Here is a 26,259-nt window from a genome sequence, read left to right as displayed (position 1 = left end):
CATGAGTTGTAATTGATCAAAAAAGCAAAAAAAATTAGCTCTAACAAAATCTCACAGATTCACACAGGCGTTTTAGTTCTTGAAAATAAAACTATCTTTAAAGGAGTTGGTATTGGTTATCAAGGAACTGCGACAGGTGAAGTGTGTTTCAATACTTCTCTAACTGGATATCAAGAAATTATTTCAGATCCCTCTTATGCTGGGCAAATTATTAATTTTACCTTTCCTCACGTCGGTAACGTTGGAACTAATAAAGAAGATTTAGAGTCTGATAAAGTTTGGACCAAAGGTGTAATTTTTAACTCTGAAATAACAAGCCCTTCTAATTATAGATCTTTGATTAATTTAGACATGTGGTTAAAAAAAAATAAAATTGTTGGGATCACTGGTTTAGATACTAGAGGTTTAACTAATTATATTAGAGATAAAGGAGCACCTAAAGGTACCATTTCTTTTTCTAGTAAAGGTAATTTCAACATTAGTAAATTAGCAAATATTACAGCAAAATGGAGTGGATTAAATAATTTAGATTTAGCTGAACAAGTAACTACAAAAAAAAATTATATTTGGTCAGGTTTTAAAACTTGGAAAAAAGAAACTGGTTATTTAAAAAATAAAAAAAACTCATTACATGTTGTTGCAATTGACTACGGAATTAAGAAAAATATCCTAAGATATTTCTCAGATCTTAATTGTAAAGTAACAGTAGTTTCATGCAAAACGAGTACGAAAGACATCCTTAAATTAAAGCCAAATGGGATCTTTTTATCTAATGGTCCAGGAGATCCCGCAGCAACTGGTAAATATGCAATTGAAATCATTAAAGAATTAATCAAAAATAATTTACCTATTTTTGGTATTTGTCTTGGTCATCAAATTCTAGCCCTAGCACTTGGTGCAAAAACTAAAAAAATGAAACTAGGTCATAGAGGTGCTAACCATCCAGTTAAAAACTTAATTAAAGATAATGTCGAAATCACGAGTCAAAATCATGGCTTTGAAATTGTAAGAGCAACATTACCAAAAAATATTGAAGTAACTCATAAATCTTTATTTGATAATTGCATTGAAGGAATTAGATTAAAAAATAAACCTGTTTTTTCTGTTCAATATCACCCTGAATCAAACCCAGGGCCACAAGATAGTGTTTACTTATTTGAAGAATTTATTAACAACATAAAAAAAAATGCCAAAAAGAAAAGATCTTAAAACTATACTAATCGTTGGTGCTGGACCAATTATCATAGGTCAAGCATGTGAGTTTGACTACTCAGGGACACAAGCCTGTAAATCTCTTAAAGATGAAGGTTATAAAGTTATTTTAATTAACTCTAATCCAGCAACGATCATGACAGACCCTGGTGTTGCAGATAAAACTTATATTGAGCCTATAACTTTAGAGGTATTAGAAAAAATTTTAAAAAAAGAGAAACCAGATGCAATTTTACCAACAATGGGCGGCCAAACTGCTTTGAATTTAGCAATGGAGGCGGAGAAAAAAGGAATTCTTAAAAAATATAAAATTGAATTAATCGGTGCAAATTCTAAGGCAATCTCTAATGCGGAGGATAGAAAAAAATTCAGAAAAAACATGCTAGATATTGGTTTAGATTTACCAAAATCTAAAGTGGTAAATCATGTTAGAGATGCTGCAAAAGCTTTAAAACAAATTGGGTTGCCTGCAATCATTAGACCTGCTTTTACTTTGGGTGGTTTGGGTGGAGGAATTGCAAAATCTGAAAAAGAATATCTTAAAATAGTTAAAGATGGTTTGCACGAATCCCCTGTTAACCAAATTTTGATTGAAGAATGCCTTGAGGGTTGGAAAGAATTTGAAATGGAAGTTGTCAGAGATAAAAAAGACAACTGTATCATTATTTGTTCTATTGAAAACATTGACCCAATGGGAATTCACACTGGAGATTCAATTACAGTTGCACCAGCTCTAACACTTACGGATAAAGAATACCAAGTTATGAGAAATGCCTCAATTGCTTGTCTTAGAAAAATTGGAGTAGAAACAGGTGGTTCAAATGTTCAATTTGCAATCAATCCCAAAGATGGCAGAATGGTTATTATTGAAATGAACCCAAGAGTATCAAGATCTTCAGCTCTTGCCTCTAAAGCAACAGGGTTTCCAATTGCAAAAGTTGCTGCAAAACTAGCAGTTGGTTACACCCTTGATGAATTAAAAAATGAAATTACTAAAACAACACCTGCTTCTTTTGAACCAAGTATTGATTATGTGGTAACAAAAATACCAAGGTTTACCTTTGAAAAATTCTCAACATCTGAAGCGGTTCTTGGAACTTCAATGAAATCAGTTGGTGAAGCGATGGCGATTGGGAGAAACTTTAAAGAATCTCTTCAAAAAGCATTGGTTTCTCTTGAAATTGGCTTTTCAGGTTTAGATCGAATTTTTCAACTAAATAAAAAAGAAATAGAAAAAGAACTTAAAAAAAATATTCCAAATAGAATATTATTAGCTGCTGAGGCGTTTAGAAAAAAAATAAACATTAAAAGAATTCACCAACTTTGTAAGATAGACCCTTGGTTTTTAGAACAAATAAAAGAAATTGTTGATGAAGAAAATAAAATACAAAAAAGAGGTCTTCCTAAAGATTATAATGAGTTTAACAGAATTAAATCAATAGGTTTTTCTGATAAAAAATTATCAGAAATTACTAAAATTTCTGAAGATCTTGTTAGAAAAAAGAGAACTGCTTTAAAAGTATTACCAGTTTACAAAAAAGTAGACACCTGTGCTGCTGAATTTAAATCATTCACTCCTTACATGTATTCAACATATCAAAGAAATTATGCGCTAAATACAGAATGTGAAGCAGAGCCTTCTTCAAGAAAAAAAATTATAATTTTAGGGGGTGGACCAAACCGTATAGGTCAAGGTATTGAGTTTGATTATTGTTGTTGCCAAGCAAGTTATGCTCTTAAAGATAGTGGTTTTGAAACTATAATGATTAACTGTAATCCTGAAACAGTTTCAACAGACTACGATACAAGTGATAGGCTTTATTTTGAACCTCTTAAAGAAGAGTATGTTTATAATATTATTAAAAAAGAACAGCAAAAAGGAAACCTTGTGGGTATCATCGCTCAGTTTGGTGGACAAACCCCTATAAGACTTGCAAAATTTCTACATGACAACAAGCTTCCGATTTTAGGTACACAGTACACCTCAATTGATCTAGCTGAAGATAGAGATAGATTTAGAAAATTACTTGATAGATTAAAATTAAAACAAGCAGAAAGTGGTATTGCTAAAACTTACAAGCAAGCCATTCAAATTGCTGAAAAAATTGGCCTACCTTTAATGGTTAGACCTTCTTATGTATTAGGTGGTAGAGCAATGGAAATTGTTCATGAGAAAAGTCAATTAAAAAACTTTGTAGAAGAAGCATTTAAAGCTGCAGAAGATAATCCAATATTAATAGATAAGTTTATTAGCCACGCAATGGAAGTTGATGTTGATGCTATATCTGATGGTAAGCAAGTATTTGTTGCAGGTATCATGCAACACATTGAAGAAGCAGGTATTCACTCAGGAGATTCTGCATGTAGTTTGCCTCCCATATCTATTAAACCAAAGCTGATAACTGAAATAGAAGTTCAAACAAAAAAATTAGCTTTAGCTTTAAATGTTAAGGGTTTTATGAACATTCAATTTGCCATTAAAAATGATGAAATTTATGTAATTGAAGTAAATCCAAGAGCAAGCAGAACAGTTCCTTTTGTATCTAAAGCAAAAGGTCTTCCTCTTGCTAAAATTGCATCACGTGTAATGACTGGTGAAAAATTATCTAAATTTAACTTAAAAGGTAAAAACAAAAATCTATTTGCAGTTAAAGAAGCTGTATTTCCTTTCAATAAATTTCCAAATAGTGACTTATTATTGGGCCCTGAGATGAAATCAACAGGTGAAGTAATGGGATTTGATAAAGATTTTGGAATGGCTTATGCAAAAAGCCAAATTGCTGCTTCAAACTCATTACCAACAAAAGGTCTAGCATTTATCTCTCTTAAAGATGGTCATAAAGATGAAGGTGTAGATCTAGCAAAACAATTAATAAAATTAAATTTTACTTTATGTGCAACAGATGGAACTGCAGAGTACATTCGTAAACACGGAATAAAATGCAAAACAATAAACAAGGTTAGTGGAGGATCACCTCACATTGTTGATGTACTAAATTCTAAAAAAATTGCACTTGTAATTAATACGGGTGGTGGAAATAGTGAACATCGTCTTCATGACGCAATGGCTTTAAGAAGAGCAACACTAGGTAATAAAGTTCCTTATTGTACAAACATGTCTACTGCTCAAGCTTGCTTAATGGGAATTAGATCTTTAAAAACAAAAGAGATTACAGTAACTGCACTTCAAGATATTTAATGTGAAGACAAACCAGTATTTGCAATACTGAAAATCATATCTTCATAACTCATATCAAGGTTTAGCACACATGATCTATAAAAATAACCTTTTCGAAGACCTGGCATTAAATTTGCTTCTATAAAATGAGGAACACCCAAGTGATCCATTTTAATATCTATTCTACCTAAAGATTTTCCACCTAAAGCTTTGAACGAATCTTTTGCAAGTTTTGAAATTTTTTCAAAAACTACAACATCAGAAACAAGAATTACACTCTCTTCATCATTTTTTTTTACATTAAAATCAAGAATACAATGACCGTCTACATTTTCTTTTACAATAATTTCAATTGGCATAGCTCTTAAAGTTCCATCAATGCTATCTTCAAAAATGCCAACACTATATTCTTTTCCTGCTAAATATGTTTCAACTAAAGAAGGTGAGTTTTGTTTTGTCTTAATATCTAATACTTTTGATGTAAAATCTTCAAAATTAAATACAATTGAATTTTTATCAACTCCTCTACTATCTCCACCTGTTACTGGTTTTATAAAAAGGGGAAATTTTATTGGAATTGAACTTTCTGTTAAATATTCACCTGGGTTTGTTATAAAAAAATCTGCAGTTCTAATATTGTTTTTTTGCATAATCTTCTTTGCTCTATTTTTATCACTTTCATTATCAAGAGCTGCTTTACTTGAGGCGATATATGGAATTTCAAACATTTCTAAATAATCATTTAGCCATATTTTCCTATTATTAAAAAAGAAATACTTAACACCAGAGAATACTAAATCAGGCTTTCTTTTAACTAGAGCTTCAAGATCTTCTTCTGAATTAATTTCAGTAATTAAAACATTTTTATATCGTTTAGATAAAATCCTTAGAACATTTTTTTCCTCTAGAATAATTCCAACATTATCTTGATGCGAATTTAACTCTCCAAAGTTAGGGACTACGACTATTTCTATCGACTTATTAATTTTTATTGGAATAATATTATTTTTTTTTAAAGGTAAAATATTACCTATTTCTGGAATTCCTTGTTTAGCTATATCTTTTATAATCATAATAAATCCAACACATAACCCACGCAAAAAAGCATGAATGATGCACTCTTCTAATAAAGTTGTTTTCTAAAAAATTGTTGCCTAATTAATGAAGTGTAAAATTATCTGGCAATATCTAAAAAAACTAAGTGTACGCTCTATCGGTGGTGATAGATACAAGTCTCTTTAAATTTAATACTACTTAATTTTTCAATCTGTCAGAAAAGAGACGTAAATAGCTTGTATAAATCATCTTTCTTTGACGATCTCCTGCTTTTCAAGATATTTGAATTTAACTGTAGTTATAATTAAAATGGTTTCTAAAATATAAGATGAAAATATAAAAACTTTAAGTAAATTTTTGTATATGGTTTTAACTAAATTAAAGTTATTAATTCTTAATTAGATTTTCTTGAAATATAAATAAAGATAAAGCCAGTTATATACATAGTAAGTGCATAAGCTGCTGTTGGCATCATGTAGGCCATATCATCAAAAATTAATGTTGCAACAAACACTGCTAAGGTCCCATTTTGTAAACCACACTCTAATGTAATACATTTTTGTTGAGGAATTCCTGATACAAACTTTTTAGCAACTACATATGCTAAGGTCATCATCACAACATTTAAAATTAATACTGCTAAACCAGCCTCAATAAGATAAGTTAAGATATTATCTTTTTCTTCAATCCATATTGCTGCAAAGACAACCACAAATAACCAACCTGTTATTTTGTTAATGATATTAAATTTAGATAAAATAAAGTTTTCTGCAAAACCTCTAAAAACCATTCCAATAATAACTGGCACTGTAACCACTAGTGCCATTTTTAGAGCAATTCCAGTCATTGAAATAGTGGTGGATATAAAAACTCCTAAAATATCCGCAGATGTAATTATTATAAAAGGTACGGATATAATACTAATTAAGCTAACAATAGCAGTTAAAGAAATGGATAATGCTACATCACCATTAGCAAACTTAGTTAATACATTTGATGTTACACCACCTGGAGCTGCTGCTATAATCATTAAACCAACAGCAATTGGAGCATGTAAGTTTAGTATTAAAGCTACCCCTAAAGCAACTATTGGTAAAATTATTAATTGTAAAAAAAATCCAACCAAAAAATTTTTTGGATATCTTAGTATTCTGGTGAAATCTTTAATTGAAAGTCCAAGACCTAGCCCTAGCATAATCAGTGCTAAACAAAAAGGTGCAATTTTAGTTACAATTTCCATAATTCACTTTTTATGAAACAGTAAAGTTATAAAAAAAAAATACTAGTAAAAATCTTAAATTTAATTAAAAAACTTTCCAATCTGTAGGAAAAGAAACATAATTAACTTGTAAACAGCGTCTTTCTTTAACTATTTTTTTCTTTTCCATCCCATGCCAAGTATTTGGCCCACTTGTAAAAAGATATCCATAATTATTTTTGTAAGGCACTGTTTTTACTTTCTTTAATTTTTCATTATAAAAATCTGTTCCTAAATCCTCAGATTCGTTAGCATTATTTATAAATATTAATCCTGACATTAATTTTTCTTTAATATCACAATGAGGTTTTAACCAGAAACCTTCTCGATCACAGATAACTTCAACTCTGACATATGAGTTTGATAAATCTCTATCGATCATTTTTGAAATAGTTCCATGAACTTCCTTGGATTGAAGTTCTTTAATAAATTTTACTAAGTTTGGAAATTTTTTTTCATTTTCTTTAGTTACAAAACATCTAAATTTCATTGCTTCACCACCTGAAGCTATCCCCTCTCTAAATTCAGCTGCACCACCATCAATTGCTCTTGTGCCATCATAAGTTAAATTATTCTTACTAACATCTGGTATGTCAGCTTTAATAATTTCTTCAATTGCTTCATCGGTTAAAGCATCGTTGTATTCCCAATGATTAAAGGGATCATTATGTTCCTTAGAGTTATTTAAAATTGAATTAAGAAAAGTCATGTTGTTTTATTTTTTCTCTTATTTGATCAGCTATTTTTTTAGTTTCATTTAATTTAGTATAAGTCCAGCTTTCAACAGTATTATTTAATTCTTTTATTATATTTAAAGACTCAAATAAATTAAAAAAACTTTTAAACCTTTTATTATTTTTAATCGCAGGCATTTGAGCCACATAAATTGGCTTTCCAGTAATTGCAGCTTCTGAAATCATTGAGGTAGAATCACAAGTAACAACTATATGGTCTGATATTTTTAACGAAGAAAGGTATGCTTTTTTATCAACATTTGGGATCACAATCTGATCTGTATCAAAATAATTTTTAGCTTTTTCAATTAAATCTTGAGGAGTTCTCATGGAAGGAACAACAATTAATTGATAATTATTTTTTAAAAAATTGTGTTCAATTTTTGAAAAAAGACTATCTATAACCTGATTATTATAATCATAATATCTAGTAGGTCCTCCCAATATCAAAGTAACAACTTTTTTTTCAGTACTAATTCTAGATTTTAAATAATTTTCATTTTCATCTAATTCACCATTTGTTAAATAATGTACTGCGCCTTTACTCGTTAGCACGTTGCTTCCTTTAAGGCCGTCATGTTCAGGCACAACTACAAAATCAAAATTATCTAATGAGACCTTAGGTTCTTGAATATGAATATTTATGATTTTACTCTTAAATTTTTTCTTTAAATAAATTGATGGAATTACACTTTTTCTTCCACATGAAATAACAATATCAAACTCACTATTAATCTTATTTTTAAAAACAAAATCTTGAACGGGTGTTAATTTTGGCGGGAATAATTTCCAAAAGTTATTAAGTTCAATTTTCTCGTGTATAAAATCTAAATCAAGAGCTTTAGCTAAGCCTTCAACTTGGCTAATCATGCCGTGCATGCCCTCTGTTAATAATAACCCTTTTAATTTTGTCATTTATCCTTATATAACTTCTGCATGAGTGAAAATCCAATTAAACACACAAAAGTGTTAATAATAGGGTCGGGTCCAGCTGGCTATACAGCAGCTGTGTATGCTGCCCGAGCAATGCTAAGCCCTGTTTTAGTATACGGCTCTGAACCAGGTGGACAATTAACTACAACAACAGACGTGGAAAATTACCCAGGTTTTTCAGATGTAATTCAAGGTCCATGGTTAATGGATCAAATGCGAGACCAAGCAAAAGCAGTTGGTACAGAAATGATTGAAGATCATATCGGATCAGTAAATTTAAAATCTACACCCTTTGAAGCAGTTGGTGATAGTGGACAAAAATATACTGCAGATAGCATAATTATTTCTACAGGTGCTCAGGCAAGATGGCTGAATATAGAATCAGAACAAGCATATAGAGGCTTTGGTGTTTCAGCGTGTGCAACATGTGATGGTTTTTTCTTTAAAGAAAAAGTTGTGGCAGTTGTTGGTGGTGGAAATGCAGCAGTAGAAGAGGCAATGTTTCTTACAAAATTTGCATCAAAAGTAAAATTAATTCATAGACGAGATACTTTAAGAGCAGAAAAATTACTTCAGAAAAAATTAATGGAAAATAAAAAAATTGAAATAATTTGGGATAGTGCTGTTGAAGAGGTTATTGGGGATAGCGAACCTAAAAATGTTACAGCGATTAAAGTTAAAAATTTAAAAACTAATAAAATTGAAGAAATTAAAGTTCATGGCTTATTTATTGCAATTGGTCATGATCCAGCAACAGCTTTATTTAAAGAACAATTAGAGATGGATAAAGAAGGTTATTTAATTACTAAACCCGATTCTACAGAAACTAATATCCCTGGGGTATATGCTGCAGGTGATGTTAAGGATAAAACTTTTAGACAAGCAGTTACTGCAGCTGGAATGGGCTGTATGGCAGCACTTGAAGCTGAAAAACATTTATCACATTAATCAAAGTGAAAAATAATTTACATGTGTTCTTGGGAGCAACTGTTGCTGATGCTGCAGCAAGACCTTTACATTGGGTTTATAATCAAAAGAAATTACTAACTTATATTGAGGGAAAGAAAGATTTTACTTTCTTAAAAAAAAATAAAAGTCCTTTTTATAATATTAAAACTGGAAAAGTTTCGGGTTATAATCAAATAGGTCAAGTCATGTTTCAGACATTGATTGAAGGACATGAGAATATAGAAGAAAGATTTAAAAAAAATATTACTAAAAACTTTGGTCCAGGAAGCATTTATTGGAAAAATCTTAATCTAAGAGCTAAATATAGAAAAGTTAAAGATTGGCGAGGCATAATTAAAGGACCTTGGATACACCAAAATATAATTGAAACAGTTAAAAACATTAGAACTAAAAAGAAATTTACTGGTGGTGCTAAAGTAAACGAGTCTGATGGTTATTGTGCTGCTCTACCCTATTTTTTATATGGCTATAATTTTAATAGTTTAAAAAAGATTATTTCTACAGTTACTGTTTCAAAAATAAGCCTTAAGTATGCTTTAGCTAAGTTTCATCTAATAGATTTGGCTCTAAAGGGCGCTAAAGATCCCATAAATGAATTCTTAAAAAAGTTTAAAAAAAATTCATATTTTAAAAATGTTATCGAAGACATTAAAAAAGTTAAAAGATTAAAATCAAAACCGCACCCAATTGTAGTTAAAAAATTAGGAATGGCCTGTAGTTATCCTGGAACATTTAACAGTTCAATTCATTCAATTATTAATTCATCAAGTTATAAAGGTGCTATTTTAAGAACAATTAAAGCTGGTGGCTGTAACTGCTCAAGAGTTAATTTCATTGGAGCTTATTTTGCAGCTTTAAAAGGTGTTAATTCTATTCCCAAATCTTGGATAAGAAAGACAGATCCAGCTAAAAAGATCTTGAATCAACAGTAATATTACTGCGTCATTAAAATTTCTAATTAGACTTTAAAATTTATATTAGACAATTATACATTAACTAATGATTAAAAAAATATTTTTTACTTTTTTGCTACTGCTGATACTGTCGGTAAATTCTTATTCAGCAGGCTCAAGTGATAACTCTAATGACAGTTCTAAAACTAAAACAAATTATGATAAAGCAGTTGCTCATATTAAATTAGCCAAAAAGTATGAAAAAAAAGACAAGATTAAAAAAGCAAATAAAAGATATGAAAAAGCTCTTAAATTATTAACTATATCAAATAAGAAAAAACCAAATAGCCCTAATACTTTAAATTACTTAGGTTTTACTACAAGAAAACTTGGTGATTATGAAAATGGGGAAAAATTTTACCTTGAAGGGTTGGCAATCGAGCCAAATCATGTTGGAATAAACGAATACTTGGGTGAATTATATGTGGTTACAAATCGTATTGGTCTTGCAAAAGAGAGGCTAAAAATTTTAGAAAATTGTAATTGTAAAGAATATGATCAATTAAGAGAAGTCATACAAGGAATAAAAAAATCAAAATACTAGAAACAAAAGCTTAAAAGGATCTTCAGTCAAAAATAATGTTACTTAGTTAATTGAACTATTTTTGAAATTTCTTTTTTTCTACCTAAGCTCCATTTTTTTAAAGCAGATATTATTGGTATTGCTGAATTTCCAAATTCACTTAATTTATATTCTACGTTTTGAGATTTATTAATAATTTTAACAACCAAACCATCTTTTCTCATTTCATCAAGTTTTCTTGCCAAAACTTGGGAACTGATATTAGTTACTATTTTTTTAAGCTCATTAAATCTTATTTTCTTATTTTCATAGACTCTCAGGATAATAAAAATTTTCCATTTCCCACCTAATAATTCCATAACGTTTGAAAAAGGACATGATTGTTTTTGATTAATTTTTTCCATTTTTTTTTATTATTAATCTTTACAATTTACTCCAAATAAAGTTTCAAACTTAATTCCAGATTCCTGCGCCATTTTTTTTGCTTCCGGATTATCCATGTATTCACGCATAGCATTTGTGTGGGGTATATCAAAAATAGCATGAACTTTTGTTGGTTTATCTTCTTCGTGTCCAATGAAGATCTTTTTTATTCCAGCATTTTCTCTATTAGTGTTATCTCCTAAGACATACACTTTATTGAATGTATCCCAATTTTCTACTTCCATATTTAATATAAGTTTCATATTTCTCTTTTTTTAATTAATTATATATTTTATTTTCATCACTTTTGTAAACTAATAACAAAAAATGACCAGTCATGATTTAAGTAACTTTGAAGTGACTAGTAAGTTTATAATTAGTTGATAAAAGATTATTTATGTCCATATGTACCAAAACATAAATTTAATTAAAAGGATCAACAAAATGACAAATAAAGTATTATTAACTGGAATAAGTGGATGGATTGCAAAACATACAGCAATAGAATTATTAAATGCTGGATATGAAGTTCTAGGAACTGTTAGAAATAATGCTTTAATTGAACAAACTAAAGAAACTATAAGTCAGCATGCTTCTATAGATAAATTATCTTTTGTTGAATTAGACCTTTTAAAAGATGATGGTTGGGTTGAGGCTGCTAAAGATTGTAAATATATAATGCATCTTGCATCTCCATTTCCTTTTAAAGTTTCTAATAATAGAAATAGTTTATTAGCCCCTGCTGTAGATGGAACACTGAGAGTTTTAAATGCAGGTTTAAATGCTGATGTTGAACAATTTATAGTCACCTCTTCAATTGCAGCCATGTTTAGAAAACCTAACAGAAGTAATCCATATTCATTTAACGAAAATGATTGGACAGATGAAAACTGGAAAGAGGGAGTAAACGATTACTTTTTATCAAAAACAAAAGCTGAAAAAGCAGCGTGGGAACTAATGGAGAGTAAAGGATTAAAAAATAAATTAACTATGATTAATCCTGGTGGAGTATTTGGTGACGCTCTTGATAAAAAGGGAGGAACTTCAATTGAATATGTTAGACAGTTTCTAAAAGGCAAATTTCCAGCAGCACCTAAATGGGGAATTTTGATTTCGGATGTAAAAGATGTTGCAAAAGCACATGTTGCTTGTATTGGAAATACCAAGGTTGGTGGTAGAAGATTAATTGTTGGAAAAGAAGTAAAAAAACTAATTGAGTTATCCCAAATAATGGCTGAAGCAATGCCTGAATATGCAAAAAAACTTCCCAAAAAAGAATTACCAAATTTTATGGTTAAATTAATTAGTTTATTTGACTCGAGTGCTAAAACTTTGATTCCAGACCTTGAAATTGTAATGCAAACTGACACAACCTATGCCGAAGAGTTATTAGGGTTAAAATTTAATCCTGCAAAAGGTTGTATATCTGAAACTGCTAAATCTGTTGTGAGATTAGGGTTAGTTTAAAACTAATTCAACGATTTCATTCAATTCGAAGGTATTTTTTTCTAAGTTTTCATTTGCAGCTCTAATCATAGTTTTTGCAACTGTCTCGGAATGAATAGGTTTCATTTTCTTTAAAGGACCTAAAAGCAATGGAGAAAGTAACTTAAATACAAAAATACCTATTATTTCACTTACTCTCTTTTCTTTTCTATTACCTATTAAAAAAGATGGTCTCATTATTCCAAGTTTTGGAAAATTAAGTTCTTTTAACCCTTCTTCAACTAGTCCTTTAAATCTTATATATTCTCCTGAGCTCTTGGGGTTTGCATATAATGCAGAGACAAAAATAAATGAGTTAACCAAATTTAATTTTGCAATTTTTGCAATTTCTTTAGGAATATCAAGTTCAACTCTTTTATATTCATCTTTATCAGGGGAATTTTTTTTTGTTGTACCAATACAAAAGAAGCAGTCATCTCCTTTGATATCTTCTTTGTGATTTTGTAAATGACTAAAATTAGTTTTAATAACCTCTACTTTTGGATCGCTAATTTCAGGAACTGAACGAACAAATAATTTTATTTTAGAGTAATTATTATCTTTAATTAATTGATTAAGAAGATGCCCTCCAACTAAACCAGATGACCCAAATAATAATGCTGTTTTCATTATAACTTGACCTACTTTAAAGAACCTTCCAATATATATTTCAATATTCGAAAAGCTTGTTTTTGATCTGAAGCAACAGCAGCAGCAGAACCATCCACTTCTTTAAGGGCATGTTGATGATCATCGTTATGAATAACAATCATAGATTTATTAAGTGCTGTAGCATAACCGGCATCAAAAGCTGCGTTCCATTGCTTAAATTTTTCTCCAAACTTAACAATAATTACATCACAATCTTGAATAGATTTTTTGGTTCGAATAGAATTAATATTAGCACCTTTTCTATCTTTCCAAAAATTTTTTTCTTCAACTCCAAGAATTTCTACACCACAATTGTCAGAGGCCTCATGATCAGTTACGGGAGATGTAAATTTAACATCTAATTTCTCTTTTTCACAAAGTTGAATGATTTCTTCTCGCCAATTACTGTGAATTTCACCTGCCAAATATACACTTAACATTTATATCTCCTTATTGCTTTTTTAGTTTAAATATCATTTTTTAATTCATTATAAAGTCTAATTTGCTTGTAACAAATTATTACTAATCAGTTATATCTAGATTGTGAAAAAGGGTAAATACATTAAGACTTTTAAACTGTTGCTTCCTTATTTGTGGCCTAAAAAAAGAAAAGATTTAAGGATACGAGTTAGTTTTGCAGTTGTTGCTTTAGTTTTAGCAAAAATAGCAAGTGTCAGCACTCCTTTAGTATTGGGTAGTGCGGTAAACTCTCTGACAGAATTAAGTTCAGGCATTAATTTATTTATGCTGGTACCAATAGCTTTAGTAGTTGGCTATGGTGTAACTAGAGTAATTGCTTTCACATTTGTTGAAATTAGAGACGCCTTATTTTCAAAAGTTTCCCAGCATTCTATTAGACAAATATCTTTGACAATGTTCCAACATCTTCACAATCTCTCTTTACAATTTCATTTAAATAGACAAACAGGTGCACTAGCAAAATATATAGACAGAGGAACTAAAGGAATAGATTTTCTTCTAAGATATGTCTTGTTTAATATTGCCCCTACTTTCTTTGAAGTGTTCTTGGTTTCTGGGATTTTATTTTATCTATATGGTCCATGGTATGCTGTTGTAACACTTGTAACTATTGGCCTTTATTCTTTCTTAACTTTTAAGATTACTGAATGGAGAAATGTATTTAGAAAAAGAATGAACCAAGCTGATAACGATGTCAGCACTAAGATGATTGATAGTTTATTGAACTTTGAGACAGTTAAATATTTTAACAATGAGGCCTTTGAAGCTAATAGACTTGATCAATCATTAGAAGAATATGAGTTAGCAGCAAATCAAAGTAGACATTCTCTTTCACTGTTAAACATAGCCCAAACATTTATCATAATGGTGGGTATTACTATTATGTTAGTGATGTCAGTTTATGGGATCAAAAGTGGAGAGATTAATATTGGTGGGTTTGTTGTAATTAATGCCTACATGCTCCAATTATATCAGCCATTGAATTGGTTGGGTTCTGTCTATAGAGAAATTAGGCAAGCACTAACTGATATGGAAAACATGTTTAGCTTATTAGAAGTTGCTCCAACAACAAATGATGATCTTGAGGATATACCCCAAAGTAACGATGCGGAAATTAGATTTGAAAACATTAGTTTTGATTACGATATAAGAAGAACTATCATTAAAAATATTTCATTTACTGTTCCTAATGGAAAAAAAGTAGCCATCGTAGGACCAACGGGTGCTGGTAAATCAACAATAAGTAGACTGTTATTCAAGTTTTATGATCCAAAAGAGGGAAATATTTTTATTAACAATACAAATGTAAATAAAATTTCTCAAAACTCTTTAAGAAAAATTATTGGTGTAGTCCCACAAGACACTGTCTTATTTAATGACACAATTTATTATAATATAGCTTACGGTAATACTGGTGCTACTAAAGAAGAGGTTATTAGTGCTGCCCAAAATGCAGATATACATGATTTTATAACAATTTTACCAGATGGTTATGAAACAATTGTAGGAGAAAGAGGGTTAAAATTATCTGGTGGAGAGAAACAGAGAGTTGCTATTGCAAGAACTATTCTAAAAAATCCTAAAATATTTTTCTTTGATGAGGCAACATCTGCATTGGATACTAGTACAGAGAAGGAAATTCAAAAAAATCTAGAAAATGTCTCTAAAGGTAAAACAACTTTAATAATTGCTCACCGACTATCTACAGCTGCAAATGCTGATAATATTATTGTTCTTGATCAGGGTGCTATTATTGAACAAGGGACGCATGAGAGTTTATTGCTAGAAAAAGGTAAATATTTTGAGATGTGGGGAAAGCAAAAACCTAATTAAGACTTTTACAAAAAGAAGATATTTTTTCTAAAGCTTTTTTAAGATTTTCCATAGAAGTTGCATAAGATATTCTAAAGAAACCTTCTAAACCAAATGCAGATCCTTGAACAACTGCTACACCACTATTCTCTAATAAAGACTGAACAAAATCAGTATCTGTCTTAAGTTCTTTTCCGTTTGTATCTTTTTTTCCAATTAACCCTTTGCAGCTTGGAAAAACATAAAATGCTCCATCTGGATTTAAACATTCAATTCCATCTATTTCATTTAATGCTTTAACAACAAAGTTTCTTCTTTCTTGAAATGAAATTGCTCTCTCTTTTATAAAATCTTGAGTTCCATTTAAAGCTTCAACAGCTGCAGCTTGACTAATTGAAGATGGATTTGTTGTTGATTGTGATTGTATTTTAGCAATTGCTTTAATAATTTCTTTAGGACCAGCCGCATACCCTATTCTCCAGCCAGTCATTGAGTAAGCTTTACTTACACCATTCATTGTAAGAACTCTTTCTTTCAAACTATCAATTTGGGCAATGGTAAAAAATTTAAATCCTTCGTACGTTACGTGCTCATAAATATCATCACTTAAAATATGGACGTGAGGATGTTTAGTTAAAACATTTGCAATTTCTTTAATATCACCTTCAGTATAACAAGCACCAGTTGGATTTGATGGTGAATTTAATATTATCCACTTTGTTTTTGGTGTTATAGATTTTTCTAATTCAGCTGGATTAATTTTAAATCCTTGTTTTTCATTACACTCTAAAATAATTGGAGTTCCACCAGCTAATAAAACCATGTCAGGATAAGAAACCCAATAAGGCGCGGGAACAATGACCTCATCTCCTTCATTTAGGGTTGCCATCATGGCATTATAAATTACATGTTTTCCACCAGCACCAACTGTGATTTGATCAGTTGTGTAGTCTAAATTGTTTTCTCTTTTAAATTTTTTAACAATGGCATCTTTTAAGGCAGCAGTTCCATCAACGGCTGTATATTTGGTATCACCGTCATTAATGGCTTTTATAGCCGCTTGTTTGATATTATCTGGTGTATCAAAGTCAGGCTCTCCTGCTCCTAAACCTATAACGTCTTTTCCTGCAGCTTTTAACTCTCTTGCCTTTTGAGTTACAGCAATAGTTGGCGATGGTTTAATCTTTTTTAGACTGTCTGATATAATGCTCATTGAAATATATTTTTATTCTAATAGTTTTATAGATAATGCAAAATACTTATCAAGATTTAATTACAGATATACAGAGCAAAAATCCTGAAATTCACCAGAAACTAGAAGGTGGAAAAAAGTTTAAACTTGTTACAGATTTTAAACCTGCCGGTGATCAGCCAGAAGCAATAAAACAATTAGTTAAGGGTGCAAATAAAGAAGAATTAAACCAAGTTTTGCTTGGTGTAACAGGTTCTGGAAAAACTTTTACAATGGCCCAAGTAATTGAAAAAACTAATAGACCAGCTCTAATACTTGCTCCTAACAAAACACTAGCTGCACAGCTTTATGGAGAGATGAAATCTTTTTTTCCAGACAATGCCGTTGAGTATTTTGTATCTTATTATGATTACTATACACCAGAAGCTTATGTTCCAAGGTCTGACACTTATATTGAAAAAGAAGCATCTATTAATGAACAAATTGATCGTATGCGTCACTCAGCTACTAGATCACTATTAGAGAGAGATGACGTAATTATTGTTGCAAGTGTTTCTTGTATCTATGGTCTAGGATCTGTTGAGGCTTACAGCAAGATGACGTTGAGTTTAAAGAAAGATTATGAATACAGCAGAGAGCAACTAATAAAAACTTTAGTAAATTTACAATACAAAAGAAATGATCAGAGTTTTTATAGAGGAACTTTTAGGGCTCGAGGAGAATATCTTGAAATATTTCCCTCACACTTTGAAGATAGAGCATGGAGATTAAGTTTATTTGGTGATAAACTAGAAAAAATAGAAGAATTTGATCCCTTAACAGGAGATCTAATACAAGATTTAGATGTAATAAAAGTTTATGCTAATAGTCATTATATCACTCCCAAACCAACTATCGAACAAGCAATTATTAAAATTAAAAGAGAATTAGAAGTAACTTTAAAAAAATTCAAAGAACAAAATAAATTACTTGAAGCACAAAGATTAGAAGAAAGAGTTAAGTTTGATTTAGAAATGATTGAAGCAACAGGGTCTTGTGCTGGTATTGAAAACTATTCTCGTTTTTTATCTGGAAGAAAACCAGGAGAACCACCTCCCACTCTATTTGAATACTTTCCTGACAATACTCTTATTTTTGTGGATGAATGCCACGTAACAGTTCCTCAATTAAATGGTATGTACAAAGGAGACAGATCTAGAAAAAGTAATCTTGCTGAATATGGTTTTAGATTACCTTCTTGCATGGACAATAGACCTCTTAAATTTGAAGAATGGGATGCAATGAGAACCCAAACAGTTTTTGTATCAGCAACGCCCGGTCCCTGGGAATTAGAACAAGTTAAGGGTAAATTTGTTGAACAAATAATAAGGCCTACTGGTCTAATTGATCCACCTGTTGAGATAAAACCTGCCAAAAATCAAGTTGATGACTTGATGCATGAGTGCAAAAAAACAATAGATAAAAATTTTAGAGTTTTGGTCACAACTTTAACTAAGAAAATGGCTGAGGATTTAACGGAATATTTTCATGAAAATGGTATTAGGGTTAGATATTTACACTCAGATATTGATACATTGGAGCGAATAGAAATCATGAGGGATTTAAGGCTTGGTGTTTTCGATGTCTTAGTGGGAATTAACCTTTTAAGAGAAGGACTAGATATTCCAGAATGTGCATTAGTTGGAATTTTAGATGCTGATAAAGAAGGATTTTTAAGATCCGAAACTTCTTTAGTTCAAACTATTGGAAGAGCTGCAAGAAACTTAGAAGGAAGAGTTATTCTTTATGCAGATAAAGAAACTAAAAGTATAAAAAAAGCAATTCAAGAAACGGATAGAAGAAGATCAATTCAGGTTGCCTATAATAAAAAGCATAATATTGATGCTGTTTCTATTAAGAAAGAAATCAGCGATGTGTTGCAGAACGTTTATGATAAGGATTATTTAAAAGTAGGTACTGGAGACAATATTGGTGGAAATTTAAAGAAACACCTAAAGATGCTCAACAAAAGAATGAAAGATTCAGCCACAAACCTTGAATTTGAAGAAGCTGGTAAAATTAGAGATGAAATAAGAAATTTAGAAGCATCAGAGTTAGAAATTGTTTTAAACCCAAAAATAAAACACTATAACCAAGAAAATAGAACATATCCAAAAGGTAGATCAACAATGGGCTTACCTGGTACAAGAGCACAAAAAGGTAAGAAAAAATGGAAGCAAACAAAATAATTATTACTGGAGCTGCAACAAGAATGGGTGCTGCTATTGCAAAAAAACTCTCAGGTCCAGGAGTTGAAATGGTTATTCATTACAATAAATCTAAATCTGAAGCTGAAAAATTACAAAAGGAATTGTCAAAAAATAAAACAAAAGTTTACTTAGTAAAAGGTGACCTTGCAAAAGAACAAGATTTAAAAAAAATTATAAAATTTTCAAAGTTAAAATTAAAATACTTTGATTGTTTGGTTAATAATGCTTCGTTATTTGAAAATGACAGTCTTAAAAATTTTTCTTCTAAAAGTTGGAACCAACATGTTGATGTAAATTTAAAAGCACCTGCATATCTTACAAAAGAATTTTCAAAAAATGTTAAGGGTAAAAACAACAATATTATAAATATAATAGATCAAAGAGTTTTTAAACTAACTCCCTTTTTCTTTTCTTACACTTTAAGTAAAACAGGGCTTTACACTCTTACAAAAACTAGTGCTATGGAATTAGCTCCAAACATAAAAGTTAATGGAATTGCACCTGGACCAACTATTAAAAATAAAAGACAAACTGACATGCATTTTAAAAAGCAGTATTTAGCAACCCCTTTAAAACAGCAGGTAAATGTAAAAGACATATGTTCTGCTGTTGACTTTTTTATCAAAAACAGTTCAATTACAGGTCAAGTAATAGCAATAGATAGTGGACAAAGTTTAAACTGGCAAACTCCAGATGTAATTGGAAAAGAATGAAAAAAAATAATTTAAATATTGTCAAAATAGATAAAAATAAAAGTTTATTTAATTACGAAAAAAAAATTCTTATTAAAGAATTAACTCTAGATTTAAAGCTTGGTTACTATGATTTTGAAAAAGAAAAAACACAGAAAGTAAAATTTAGTTTAGAGATTGATTATGAAGATAGAAAACCAACAAATGACAAAGATATTAAATCAATTGTTAATTATGGTCAGGTTGTAAAATTAATTACAAAACTTGCAAAAAAGAAGCATTATAATTTTTTAGAAACACTTGCTGAAGATGTTTTTGACGTATTATTTAAAGATAAAAGAATTGGAAAAATTATGCTTCAAATTGAAAAATTAGAAATTATAAAAGAATGTGCCTCTGCTGGTATCCAAATTACCAAAAAAAGAACTCATGAAAAGCTCTGAATTAGGCAAAGACGTAATTAGAAAAGAGCTTCCATTAATTCCTAAAAGTCCTGGAGTTTATCGAATGCTCGATCACAAGGATGTGATTTTGTATGTAGGTAAAGCAAAAAATCTTCCCAATAGATTAAAGAGCTATGTGGCTGAAAAAAATCATATCATAAGAACAGCTAGGATGCTCTCCCAAACTTTTAAGTTAGAGATAACAACTACTGCCAATGAGAGTGAAGCACTTCTTTTAGAAGCTAATTTAATCAAAAAACATAAACCTAAATTCAATATATTGCTTAAAGATGACAAGTCTTTTCCCTTTGTTTTCATCAGTAATAAAGACCAATGGGCACAAGTTACAAAACATAGGGGAAAAAAAGATAAAGAAGGATTTTACTTTGGACCGTTTGCTTCAGCAGGAACTGCAAATTGGACTATTAAGATGCTTCAAAAAATATTTCAAATTCGAGTTTGTGATGATAGCACTTTCAAGAATAGAAAAAGACCCTGTATTCTTTATCAGATAAAAAGATGCTCTGGTCCTTGTGTCGATTATATTGATAAAGAAGATTATAAAAAATCAGTAGATCAGGCAATTCAATTTGTATCCGGCAAATCAAGAGATATACAAAAAAACCTATCTAAACAAATGGAAGAGGCAAGTGAAAAACTAGATTTTGAAAGAGCTTCTATTTTTAGAGATAGAATTAAATCCTTAAATATAATTCAATCATCACAAAGAATTAATGAAGCCAATCTAGTTGATGCTGATGTAATTGCTGCCTATAAAGAATCTGGTAAAACCTGTATTCAGGTATTTTTTTACAGATCCAAACAAAATTGGGGCAACCAAGCTTATTTTCCAAAACATGATCCTGACCAAAACATATCTGAAATAATGTCCTCCTTCTTGATGCAATTCTATGAAAATAAAAATGTTCCTAAATTAATAATTATTAATACAGAGATTAAGGACAAGAAATTAATTGAAGAAACTTTAAGTAAAAAAGAAAGTAGTACAATTTCTATTAATGTAGCAAAAAAAGGAACTAAAGCTAAAGTTATCGCTATGGCAGAAAAAAATGCCAAAGAGTCACTTAATAGAAAAATTTATGAAACAAATAATAACAAAAATTTATTTGATGGTGTGGCTAAAAAATTTGATCTTAAAAATGGTCTAAACCTAGTTGAGGTTTATGATAATAGCCATATATCAGGAACCAATAGTGTAGGTGCTATGATTACTTTTGGAAATGAAGGATTTGTTAAAAAAAGATATAGAAAATTTGATATTAAGACAAAAGGTGCTGAACAAGATGATTTTGCAATGTTAAAGGAAGTTCTTACCAGGAGATTTAAAAGAGCAATGTTAGAAAAGGGAAATTATTTAACTCTCCCTGATTTGATATTAATTGATGGTGGTAAAGGTCAATATTCATCTGCCAAAGAGATATTGGATGAATTTGGCTTACACGATCTTCCTATGATTGCTATTGCTAAGGGTAAATTAAGAAATAGTGGTGATGAAACTTTTTTTTATAAAGGGGAATCATTTAAATTTGATAAAAATGACCCCACACTCTTCTTTATGCAGAGACTGCGTGATGAAGCACATAGATTTGCTATCACCTCTCATAGAGCAAAAAGAGCAAAAGGAATTACAAAATCTTTATTAGATCAAATTGATGGTGTTGGATCGATTAGAAAAAGAGCCCTATTAAACCATTTTGGCTCTGCTAGATCAGTAGAATCTGCAAGTTTTGATGAGATTAAATCAGTTGAAGGTGTTGAGGAAAAAGTTGCAAAAAAGATATATAACTTTTTTCACGAATAATTATGCTTAAAAAAATTCCAAATATTTTAACAATTGGTAGGATAATAATTGTACCCTTTTTTGTTCTAGCATTTTATTTGCCAGGCTTTTATGGTGACTTAACTGCATGTGTATTGTTTGTAATTGCTTCATTCACTGATTTTTTGGATGGAATGTTAGCAAGAATGATGGGTGAAGAATCTAAGTTAGGTGAGTTACTTGACCCCATAGCAGATAAAATTATTGTTGCTACTGCACTTATATTGCTTGTTATGAGTGGAACAATTAGGCATTACGAGGTTATTGCTGCAATTATAATACTTACAAGAGAAATATTAATATCAGGCTTAAGAGAATTTTTAGCTAGAGGGCAAATTAAATTACCAGTAACTAATTTAGCAAAAGTAAAAACTTTTTTACAAATGGTTGCTATAGCTCTTTTACTGACAGGTGAAACTGGTAATAAAATTTTAAATTTTCAAGATTATAATGCTCAAACTATTGGTATAATTCTCCTTTGGCTTTCTGCATTTTTAACTTTATATACTGGTTATGATTATTTAAGAAAAGGTATTGATCATGCAATGTCTGAGGATAATAAAAAATAAATCTTTTATTTTTTTCTAACTAAAGCTTGATAACTTTCATTTAAATCAATTATAGTTTCACAAACTTTAAATTGATTATTAGCAATACATGAAACTGGCGTTACTTCTGCAGCTGTTCCAGTTAAAAAACACCCAACAAAACTTGGTAATTCACTAGGAGAAATTTTGCGTTGATTAATCTTGATACCTTTTGATTGTGCAATATCAATAACAGTCCTTCTAGTAATTCCATCTAAAAAAGAATCTGGTATTGGTGTATGTATTTCCCCCTTTTGATCTTTAAAAAAAATATTAGCTCCAGTTGCCTCTGCTACATTTCCCTCATGATCAAGCATTAAAGAGTCGGTATAACCTTGCTGCTCTGCTTCATGCTTTGATAATGTACAAATCATATAAAGCCCTGATGCTTTTGTATCCCAAGGTATTGTATTGGGGGCCGGTCTTCTCCAATTAGAAATATTTAATTTTATTCCTTCTACTTTTAATTTTGGGTCAAAGTAAGATCCCCACTCCCAAGTTGCGATAGCAACATGAATTTTTGTTTGTTGCGCAGAAATTGCCATCATCTCACTACCTCTCCAAACAGTAGGTCTTACATATCCATTTTCTACATTTTGAATTGAAATAATTTTATTACTTGCATCATTTATATCATTCTCCGTATAGGGAATTGTCATTCCCATTCTTTTTGCAGAATAAAAAAGTCTTGAAGTGTGCTCTTCTAATTTAAATATTGAGCTTTCATAAACCCTTTCTCCTTCAAAAACACAACTTGCGTAATGAAGTCCATGGTTTAAAATATGGATTTTAGCATCAGCCCAGTCAACAAGGTCATTATTATACCAGATTTTACCAGATCTTTTATCGTAGGGTATCATGTGTGAAATAATTTAATTTTTTCTTAAAATTATCTTTGTATGTATAATATGTCAATATAACTTACCTTAATGAAAGAACTTTTATATTTAAAGGATGACCAATTGAAGCAATTGATTGAAATGTTATTTACATGCTATAGAGAATCTTTTGCAGATGCCAAGAAAACGTTGGATAAATACTCTATTGGGATTGCACATCATAAGGTATTACACCTGCTTTCAATGTATAAAGGAATTACAATTTCAGCCCTACTTAAAAAACTAAAAATTACTAAGCAAAGTTTAAATAGAGTTTTAAAAGACTTAATTAAACTAGAGGCTATTTTTTTTGAAAAAGACCATCAAGATACAAGAGTGAAGCATATTTTTTTAAATGGCAAGGGGGAAAAAATTTTTGAAGAGGTGTTTTCAAATCAAAAAAAAAGAATTTATAGTGCGCTTCTTAATTCAAGCTCTGATCAAGTTCTTAATTTTGATAATGTTTTAAAAAAAATAATCAATGAATAATTCTATGGCACATATTTTAGTGGTAGATGATGATGATGGTATTAGATCTTTAGTTAAACAATATTTAAATAAAAATAATTTTTTAGTAACAACTTCAAATAGTGCAGAAAACGCAGAAGAAAAAATTTTAATTATTAAATTTGATTTAATTGTTTTGGATGTAATGATGACTGGAAAAAGTGGGTTAGAATTTATTAAAAATAATAAATCTAAGATTGATACACCCATAATTCTTTTAACTGCTAAAGGAGAAGCACAAGATAGAGTCGGAGGATTGGAAATTGGAGCTGATGATTATTTGCCAAAACCTTTTGAGCCAAAAGAGCTCATATTAAGAATAAAAAATATTCTCAATAAAACTAAAAAAAATGATCAAAAAAGAATTATTGAGTTTGATAATATTAAAATCAACTTGAATAAGCTTTTAGTTATTAAAGATAAAAATGAATTCAAAATAAATAATACAGAAAAAATTATTTTAGAAAAAATGATTAATAACCCTGGTAAAACATTTTCAAGAGAAGATATTGGAAAGCTAATCGACCTAGATAAAGAAAGATCTATAGATGTTATAATTACTAGGTTAAGAAAAAAAATTGAAACAGACCCAAAAAATCCAAAATATTTACAAACTTTAAGAGGTGTGGGCTATGTCTTATGGATTGAGTAAACTTATAAAAAATTTATTACCTAGAAAATTATTTTACCGAGCTTTATTAATTGTAGCAGTGCCAATCATTGTTTTACAGCTGATTATAACGATTGTTTTCTTTGATAGCCTTTGGATTAAAACAAACAAAGGTATGACACGAGCACTTGTTGGTGAAATGAAAACTTTTATTACAGCCTACGACAATGATAAATATAATAATAACGATTTATCTAGCCTTTTTTCAGTTTATTTAGATCTCAATGTTGAATACAAAAATGACGAACTATTTAATAAACTATTAAAGGAAAGATGGTTTAGCCCAATTGACAGAACTCTGAGAAGAGAATTGAAATCAAATATAGGTATTGGAAATTATTGGTTTGATACAACAACCTACAAAGAGCTAATTCATATTAATATAAAACATAATAATGGTTATTTTGAATTTTTTATTCCCAAAAATAGGGTAGCAACCACATCTGCAAGAATGTTTGCACTCTGGATAACCCTCCCAGCGTTGTTAATGATTATGATCGCAATAATATTTTTAAAAAATCAAACAAGACCAATTGTTAATCTTGCGAAAGCTGCAGAAAGATTTGGTAGGGGTGAAAATATTGATGAATTTAGACCCTCTGGTGCATTGGAAATACGTAAAGCGGGTTTAGAATTTGATAAAATGAGAAAAAGAATAATGAGACATCTCAATCAAAGATCTGAAATGTTATCGGGAATAAGCCACGATTTAAGAACACCTTTAACAAGATTAAAACTTCAACTATCTTTCCTTAAGGATGAAACGCTATCTAAAAAAATGTCTTTAGATATAAATGAAATGGAAAAAATGCTTAATGAATATCTACAATTCACTAGCTCATCTTATTCAGAAAAAAATGAAACTTTTGATATTTCAGAATTAATAGAAAATACAATCAATAAATATGACAATGATAATATTTCGAAAGAAATAACTCCTAGAATATATATGAATGGAAGAAAGAATTTAATTCAAAGATCTTTTAATAATATAATTGATAATTCTGTTAAATATGCAAATAAAATAAGCCTTGGGCTATCTAAAAAGAACAATAATATAATAATTACTGTTGATGATGATGGTATTGGTGTTCCTGAAAATGAGTATCAAAATGTCTTCAAACCTTTTTATAAACTGGATAAAAGTAGAGGAGGTTCAAAATCTAGCGTTGGCCTTGGATTATCCATAACATCAGATATTATAAAATCACATGGGGGAAATATTGTATTGGAGAAATCTCACCTTAATGGATTGAGAGTTAAAGTTTTTTTACCTCTGTAGTTTTTTTTTGAATTTATTTTTTTCTAATTTTTCAATTTTTTTTTCCAAATTTTCAACTCTTTTAATTAAAATATCTGTCTCTTCTTTACTCGTCAATTTCATCTTAAAAATTATCTCCTCTCTTTTGGATCTCAAAACATTTATTATTTCAGAACTTAAGTCTTTATAAGAAATTAGTCCTTGTTCAAATAATTTTGCCAATCCATTAATTACAAATTTTGATTTTGTCATATATTCATTTATAAAATTAAT

26 protein-coding genes are annotated in these 26,259 nt (G+C 29.9%); 15 read left to right on the top strand and 11 right to left on the bottom strand.

The features are described from left to right. The first annotated feature begins 12 nt into the window (after positions 1 to 12). Together carA and carB are read left to right on the top strand one after the other, a co-directional pair. Positions 13 to 1,209, top strand: a complete 1,197-nt coding sequence (carA, locus tag ABXT63_RS01065) for a glutamine-hydrolyzing carbamoyl-phosphate synthase small subunit (RefSeq protein ID WP_415321070.1) — start codon at positions 13 to 15, stop codon at positions 1,207 to 1,209. Further along, on the top strand, positions 1,187 to 4,411 hold the full coding sequence (gene carB, locus ABXT63_RS01060) for a carbamoyl-phosphate synthase large subunit (RefSeq protein WP_415321069.1): 3,225 nt from the start codon (positions 1,187 to 1,189) through the stop codon (positions 4,409 to 4,411). Before carA ends, carB begins: the two co-directional genes overlap by 23 nt. On the opposite strand, the gene ABXT63_RS01055 is transcribed toward carB, so the two are convergent. The 4 genes from ABXT63_RS01055 to ABXT63_RS01040 form a co-directional block, all read right to left on the bottom strand. After that, positions 4,408 to 5,463, bottom strand: a complete 1,056-nt coding sequence (locus ABXT63_RS01055) for a D-alanine--D-alanine ligase (RefSeq protein ID WP_415321068.1) — start codon at positions 5,461 to 5,463, stop codon at positions 4,408 to 4,410. The genes carB and ABXT63_RS01055 overlap by 4 nt on opposite strands. Before the next feature lie 377 nt (positions 5,464 to 5,840). Next, complete coding sequence (locus tag ABXT63_RS01050) at positions 5,841 to 6,686, bottom strand: bile acid:sodium symporter family protein (protein ID WP_415321067.1); 846 nt, start codon at positions 6,684 to 6,686, stop codon at positions 5,841 to 5,843. Between the two features lie 64 nt (positions 6,687 to 6,750). Next, the gene (locus ABXT63_RS01045; protein ID WP_415321066.1) at positions 6,751 to 7,413 is read right to left on the bottom strand and encodes a hypothetical protein; all 663 of its coding nucleotides are present in this window, start codon (positions 7,411 to 7,413) and stop codon (positions 6,751 to 6,753) included. Beyond that, positions 7,400 to 8,353, bottom strand: coding sequence for a mitochondrial fission ELM1 family protein (locus ABXT63_RS01040; protein WP_415321065.1), 954 nt, complete (start codon positions 8,351 to 8,353; stop codon positions 7,400 to 7,402). The genes ABXT63_RS01045 and ABXT63_RS01040 overlap by 14 nt, the downstream gene beginning before the upstream one ends. A 21-nt stretch (positions 8,354 to 8,374) precedes the next feature. Between ABXT63_RS01040 and trxB the strand changes: the two genes are divergently transcribed. The 3 genes from trxB (at position 8,375) to ABXT63_RS01025 (ending at position 10,837) form a co-directional block, all read left to right on the top strand. Next, positions 8,375 to 9,319 (top strand): thioredoxin-disulfide reductase, encoded by a 945-nt coding sequence (trxB, locus tag ABXT63_RS01035; RefSeq protein WP_415321064.1) that lies wholly within the window; start codon positions 8,375 to 8,377, stop codon positions 9,317 to 9,319. Between the two features lie 5 nt (positions 9,320 to 9,324). Continuing rightward, positions 9,325 to 10,272, top strand: a complete 948-nt coding sequence (locus ABXT63_RS01030) for an ADP-ribosylglycohydrolase family protein (RefSeq protein ID WP_415321063.1) — start codon at positions 9,325 to 9,327, stop codon at positions 10,270 to 10,272. Between the two features lie 67 nt (positions 10,273 to 10,339). Continuing rightward, complete coding sequence (locus tag ABXT63_RS01025; RefSeq protein WP_415321062.1) at positions 10,340 to 10,837, top strand: tetratricopeptide repeat protein; 498 nt, start codon at positions 10,340 to 10,342, stop codon at positions 10,835 to 10,837. A 38-nt stretch (positions 10,838 to 10,875) separates the two neighbouring features. On the opposite strand, the gene ABXT63_RS01020 is transcribed toward ABXT63_RS01025, so the two are convergent. Continuing rightward, positions 10,876 to 11,220, bottom strand: coding sequence for a winged helix-turn-helix transcriptional regulator (locus ABXT63_RS01020; RefSeq protein ID WP_415321061.1), 345 nt, complete (start codon positions 11,218 to 11,220; stop codon positions 10,876 to 10,878). Between the two features lie 12 nt (positions 11,221 to 11,232). After that, positions 11,233 to 11,502 (bottom strand): hypothetical protein, encoded by a 270-nt coding sequence (locus tag ABXT63_RS01015; protein WP_271617067.1) that lies wholly within the window; start codon positions 11,500 to 11,502, stop codon positions 11,233 to 11,235. Between the two features lie 181 nt (positions 11,503 to 11,683). On the opposite strand from ABXT63_RS01015, the gene ABXT63_RS01010 reads away from it, so the two are divergent. Continuing rightward, on the top strand, positions 11,684 to 12,706 hold the full coding sequence (locus tag ABXT63_RS01010; protein WP_415321060.1) for an NAD-dependent epimerase/dehydratase family protein: 1,023 nt from the start codon (positions 11,684 to 11,686) through the stop codon (positions 12,704 to 12,706). Here ABXT63_RS01010 and ABXT63_RS01005 read toward each other — a convergent pair. Together ABXT63_RS01005 and ABXT63_RS01000 are read right to left on the bottom strand one after the other, a co-directional pair. After that, the gene (locus ABXT63_RS01005) at positions 12,698 to 13,354 is read right to left on the bottom strand and encodes an NAD(P)H-binding protein (protein WP_415321059.1); all 657 of its coding nucleotides are present in this window, start codon (positions 13,352 to 13,354) and stop codon (positions 12,698 to 12,700) included. The genes ABXT63_RS01010 and ABXT63_RS01005 overlap by 9 nt on opposite strands. Positions 13,355 to 13,365: 11 nt before the next feature. Continuing rightward, a complete protein-coding gene (locus tag ABXT63_RS01000) occupies positions 13,366 to 13,815 on the bottom strand; it encodes a YtoQ family protein (protein ID WP_415321058.1) in 450 nt (149 codons plus the stop codon). 103 nt (positions 13,816 to 13,918) lie between these two features. Between ABXT63_RS01000 and ABXT63_RS00995 the strand changes: the two genes are divergently transcribed. Next, positions 13,919 to 15,688 carry an ABCB family ABC transporter ATP-binding protein/permease gene (locus ABXT63_RS00995; protein ID WP_415321057.1) on the top strand — a complete coding sequence of 590 codons (1,770 nt, stop codon included), beginning with the start codon at positions 13,919 to 13,921 and terminating at the stop codon, positions 15,686 to 15,688. Here the strand turns inward: ABXT63_RS00995 and ABXT63_RS00990 are convergent. Then, a complete protein-coding gene (locus ABXT63_RS00990) occupies positions 15,681 to 16,880 on the bottom strand; it encodes a pyridoxal phosphate-dependent aminotransferase (RefSeq protein ID WP_415321056.1) in 1,200 nt (399 codons plus the stop codon). The genes ABXT63_RS00995 and ABXT63_RS00990 overlap by 8 nt on opposite strands. A gap of 35 nt (positions 16,881 to 16,915) precedes the next feature. Here ABXT63_RS00990 and uvrB point away from each other — a divergent pair, with 35 nt between their 5' ends. From uvrB to pgsA, 5 genes are read left to right on the top strand one after another with little or no spacing between them, the layout of a single operon-like run. After that, positions 16,916 to 19,087 (top strand): excinuclease ABC subunit UvrB, encoded by a 2,172-nt coding sequence (gene uvrB / locus ABXT63_RS00985; protein ID WP_415321055.1) that lies wholly within the window; start codon positions 16,916 to 16,918, stop codon positions 19,085 to 19,087. After that, positions 19,069 to 19,821 carry an SDR family oxidoreductase gene (locus tag ABXT63_RS00980; protein WP_415321054.1) on the top strand — a complete coding sequence of 251 codons (753 nt, stop codon included), beginning with the start codon at positions 19,069 to 19,071 and terminating at the stop codon, positions 19,819 to 19,821. Before uvrB ends, ABXT63_RS00980 begins: the two co-directional genes overlap by 19 nt. After that, the gene (locus ABXT63_RS00975) at positions 19,818 to 20,243 is read left to right on the top strand and encodes a dihydroneopterin aldolase (protein ID WP_415321053.1); all 426 of its coding nucleotides are present in this window, start codon (positions 19,818 to 19,820) and stop codon (positions 20,241 to 20,243) included. The genes ABXT63_RS00980 and ABXT63_RS00975 overlap by 4 nt, the downstream gene beginning before the upstream one ends. Beyond that, the gene (uvrC, locus tag ABXT63_RS00970) at positions 20,230 to 22,065 is read left to right on the top strand and encodes an excinuclease ABC subunit UvrC (protein WP_415321052.1); all 1,836 of its coding nucleotides are present in this window, start codon (positions 20,230 to 20,232) and stop codon (positions 22,063 to 22,065) included. The genes ABXT63_RS00975 and uvrC overlap by 14 nt, the downstream gene beginning before the upstream one ends. A 2-nt stretch (positions 22,066 to 22,067) precedes the next feature. Further along, complete coding sequence (gene pgsA, locus ABXT63_RS00965) at positions 22,068 to 22,652, top strand: CDP-diacylglycerol--glycerol-3-phosphate 3-phosphatidyltransferase (RefSeq protein WP_415321051.1); 585 nt, start codon at positions 22,068 to 22,070, stop codon at positions 22,650 to 22,652. Between the two features lie 5 nt (positions 22,653 to 22,657). Here the strand turns inward: pgsA and ABXT63_RS00960 are convergent, their stop codons facing one another. Beyond that, positions 22,658 to 23,530, bottom strand: coding sequence for a branched-chain amino acid aminotransferase (locus ABXT63_RS00960; protein ID WP_415321050.1), 873 nt, complete (start codon positions 23,528 to 23,530; stop codon positions 22,658 to 22,660). Between the two features lie 69 nt (positions 23,531 to 23,599). On the opposite strand from ABXT63_RS00960, the gene ABXT63_RS00955 reads away from it, so the two are divergent. The 3 genes from ABXT63_RS00955 to ABXT63_RS00945 are packed head-to-tail and all read left to right on the top strand — an operon-like array spanning position 23,600 to position 26,007. After that, positions 23,600 to 24,037, top strand: coding sequence for a MarR family winged helix-turn-helix transcriptional regulator (locus tag ABXT63_RS00955; protein ID WP_415321049.1), 438 nt, complete (start codon positions 23,600 to 23,602; stop codon positions 24,035 to 24,037). Continuing rightward, positions 24,030 to 24,707 carry a response regulator gene (locus tag ABXT63_RS00950; RefSeq protein ID WP_415321048.1) on the top strand — a complete coding sequence of 226 codons (678 nt, stop codon included), beginning with the start codon at positions 24,030 to 24,032 and terminating at the stop codon, positions 24,705 to 24,707. The genes ABXT63_RS00955 and ABXT63_RS00950 overlap by 8 nt, the downstream gene beginning before the upstream one ends. Continuing rightward, the gene (locus ABXT63_RS00945) at positions 24,688 to 26,007 is read left to right on the top strand and encodes an ATP-binding protein (protein ID WP_415321047.1); all 1,320 of its coding nucleotides are present in this window, start codon (positions 24,688 to 24,690) and stop codon (positions 26,005 to 26,007) included. Before ABXT63_RS00950 ends, ABXT63_RS00945 begins: the two co-directional genes overlap by 20 nt. Here the strand turns inward: ABXT63_RS00945 and ABXT63_RS00940 are convergent. Beyond that, complete coding sequence (locus ABXT63_RS00940; protein ID WP_415321046.1) at positions 25,996 to 26,238, bottom strand: hypothetical protein; 243 nt, start codon at positions 26,236 to 26,238, stop codon at positions 25,996 to 25,998. The genes ABXT63_RS00945 and ABXT63_RS00940 overlap by 12 nt on opposite strands. Positions 26,239 to 26,259 lie beyond the last annotated feature (21 nt).

The sequence above is a fragment of the Candidatus Pelagibacter sp. Uisw_092 genome (genome assembly GCF_047729545.1).
Taxonomy (GTDB): domain Bacteria; phylum Pseudomonadota; class Alphaproteobacteria; order Pelagibacterales; family Pelagibacteraceae; genus Pelagibacter.
Note: the sequence above shows the minus strand (reverse complement) of the source record. Positions and strands in the feature narration are given on the sequence as shown.

Excerpts from the sequence above, each read along its gene's own strand:
- carB (WP_415321069.1), top strand. The coding sequence starts at position 1,187 with ATGCCAAAAAGAAAAGATCTTAAAACTATACTAATCGTTGGTGCTGGA.
- ABXT63_RS01055 (WP_415321068.1), bottom strand. The coding sequence starts at position 5,463 with ATGATTATAAAAGATATAGCTAAACAAGGAATTCCAGAAATAGGTAAT.
- ABXT63_RS01050 (WP_415321067.1), bottom strand. The coding sequence starts at position 6,686 with ATGGAAATTGTAACTAAAATTGCACCTTTTTGTTTAGCACTGATTATG.
- ABXT63_RS01045 (WP_415321066.1), bottom strand. The coding sequence starts at position 7,413 with ATGACTTTTCTTAATTCAATTTTAAATAACTCTAAGGAACATAATGAT.
- ABXT63_RS01040 (WP_415321065.1), bottom strand. The coding sequence starts at position 8,353 with ATGACAAAATTAAAAGGGTTATTATTAACAGAGGGCATGCACGGCATG.
- trxB (WP_415321064.1), top strand. The coding sequence starts at position 8,375 with ATGAGTGAAAATCCAATTAAACACACAAAAGTGTTAATAATAGGGTCG.
- ABXT63_RS01025 (WP_415321062.1), top strand. The coding sequence starts at position 10,340 with ATGATTAAAAAAATATTTTTTACTTTTTTGCTACTGCTGATACTGTCG.
- ABXT63_RS01020 (WP_415321061.1), bottom strand. The coding sequence starts at position 11,220 with ATGGAAAAAATTAATCAAAAACAATCATGTCCTTTTTCAAACGTTATG.
- ABXT63_RS01015 (WP_271617067.1), bottom strand. The coding sequence starts at position 11,502 with ATGAAACTTATATTAAATATGGAAGTAGAAAATTGGGATACATTCAAT.
- ABXT63_RS01010 (WP_415321060.1), top strand. The coding sequence starts at position 11,684 with ATGACAAATAAAGTATTATTAACTGGAATAAGTGGATGGATTGCAAAA.
- ABXT63_RS01005 (WP_415321059.1), bottom strand. The coding sequence starts at position 13,354 with ATGAAAACAGCATTATTATTTGGGTCATCTGGTTTAGTTGGAGGGCAT.
- ABXT63_RS01000 (WP_415321058.1), bottom strand. The coding sequence starts at position 13,815 with ATGTTAAGTGTATATTTGGCAGGTGAAATTCACAGTAATTGGCGAGAA.
- ABXT63_RS00990 (WP_415321056.1), bottom strand. The coding sequence starts at position 16,880 with ATGAGCATTATATCAGACAGTCTAAAAAAGATTAAACCATCGCCAACT.
- uvrB (WP_415321055.1), top strand. The coding sequence starts at position 16,916 with ATGCAAAATACTTATCAAGATTTAATTACAGATATACAGAGCAAAAAT.
- ABXT63_RS00980 (WP_415321054.1), top strand. The coding sequence starts at position 19,069 with ATGGAAGCAAACAAAATAATTATTACTGGAGCTGCAACAAGAATGGGT.
- ABXT63_RS00975 (WP_415321053.1), top strand. The coding sequence starts at position 19,818 with ATGAAAAAAAATAATTTAAATATTGTCAAAATAGATAAAAATAAAAGT.
- uvrC (WP_415321052.1), top strand. The coding sequence starts at position 20,230 with ATGAAAAGCTCTGAATTAGGCAAAGACGTAATTAGAAAAGAGCTTCCA.
- pgsA (WP_415321051.1), top strand. The coding sequence starts at position 22,068 with ATGCTTAAAAAAATTCCAAATATTTTAACAATTGGTAGGATAATAATT.
- ABXT63_RS00960 (WP_415321050.1), bottom strand. The coding sequence starts at position 23,530 with ATGATACCCTACGATAAAAGATCTGGTAAAATCTGGTATAATAATGAC.
- ABXT63_RS00955 (WP_415321049.1), top strand. The coding sequence starts at position 23,600 with ATGAAAGAACTTTTATATTTAAAGGATGACCAATTGAAGCAATTGATT.
- ABXT63_RS00950 (WP_415321048.1), top strand. The coding sequence starts at position 24,030 with ATGAATAATTCTATGGCACATATTTTAGTGGTAGATGATGATGATGGT.
- ABXT63_RS00945 (WP_415321047.1), top strand. The coding sequence starts at position 24,688 with ATGTCTTATGGATTGAGTAAACTTATAAAAAATTTATTACCTAGAAAA.
- ABXT63_RS00940 (WP_415321046.1), bottom strand. The coding sequence starts at position 26,238 with ATGACAAAATCAAAATTTGTAATTAATGGATTGGCAAAATTATTTGAA.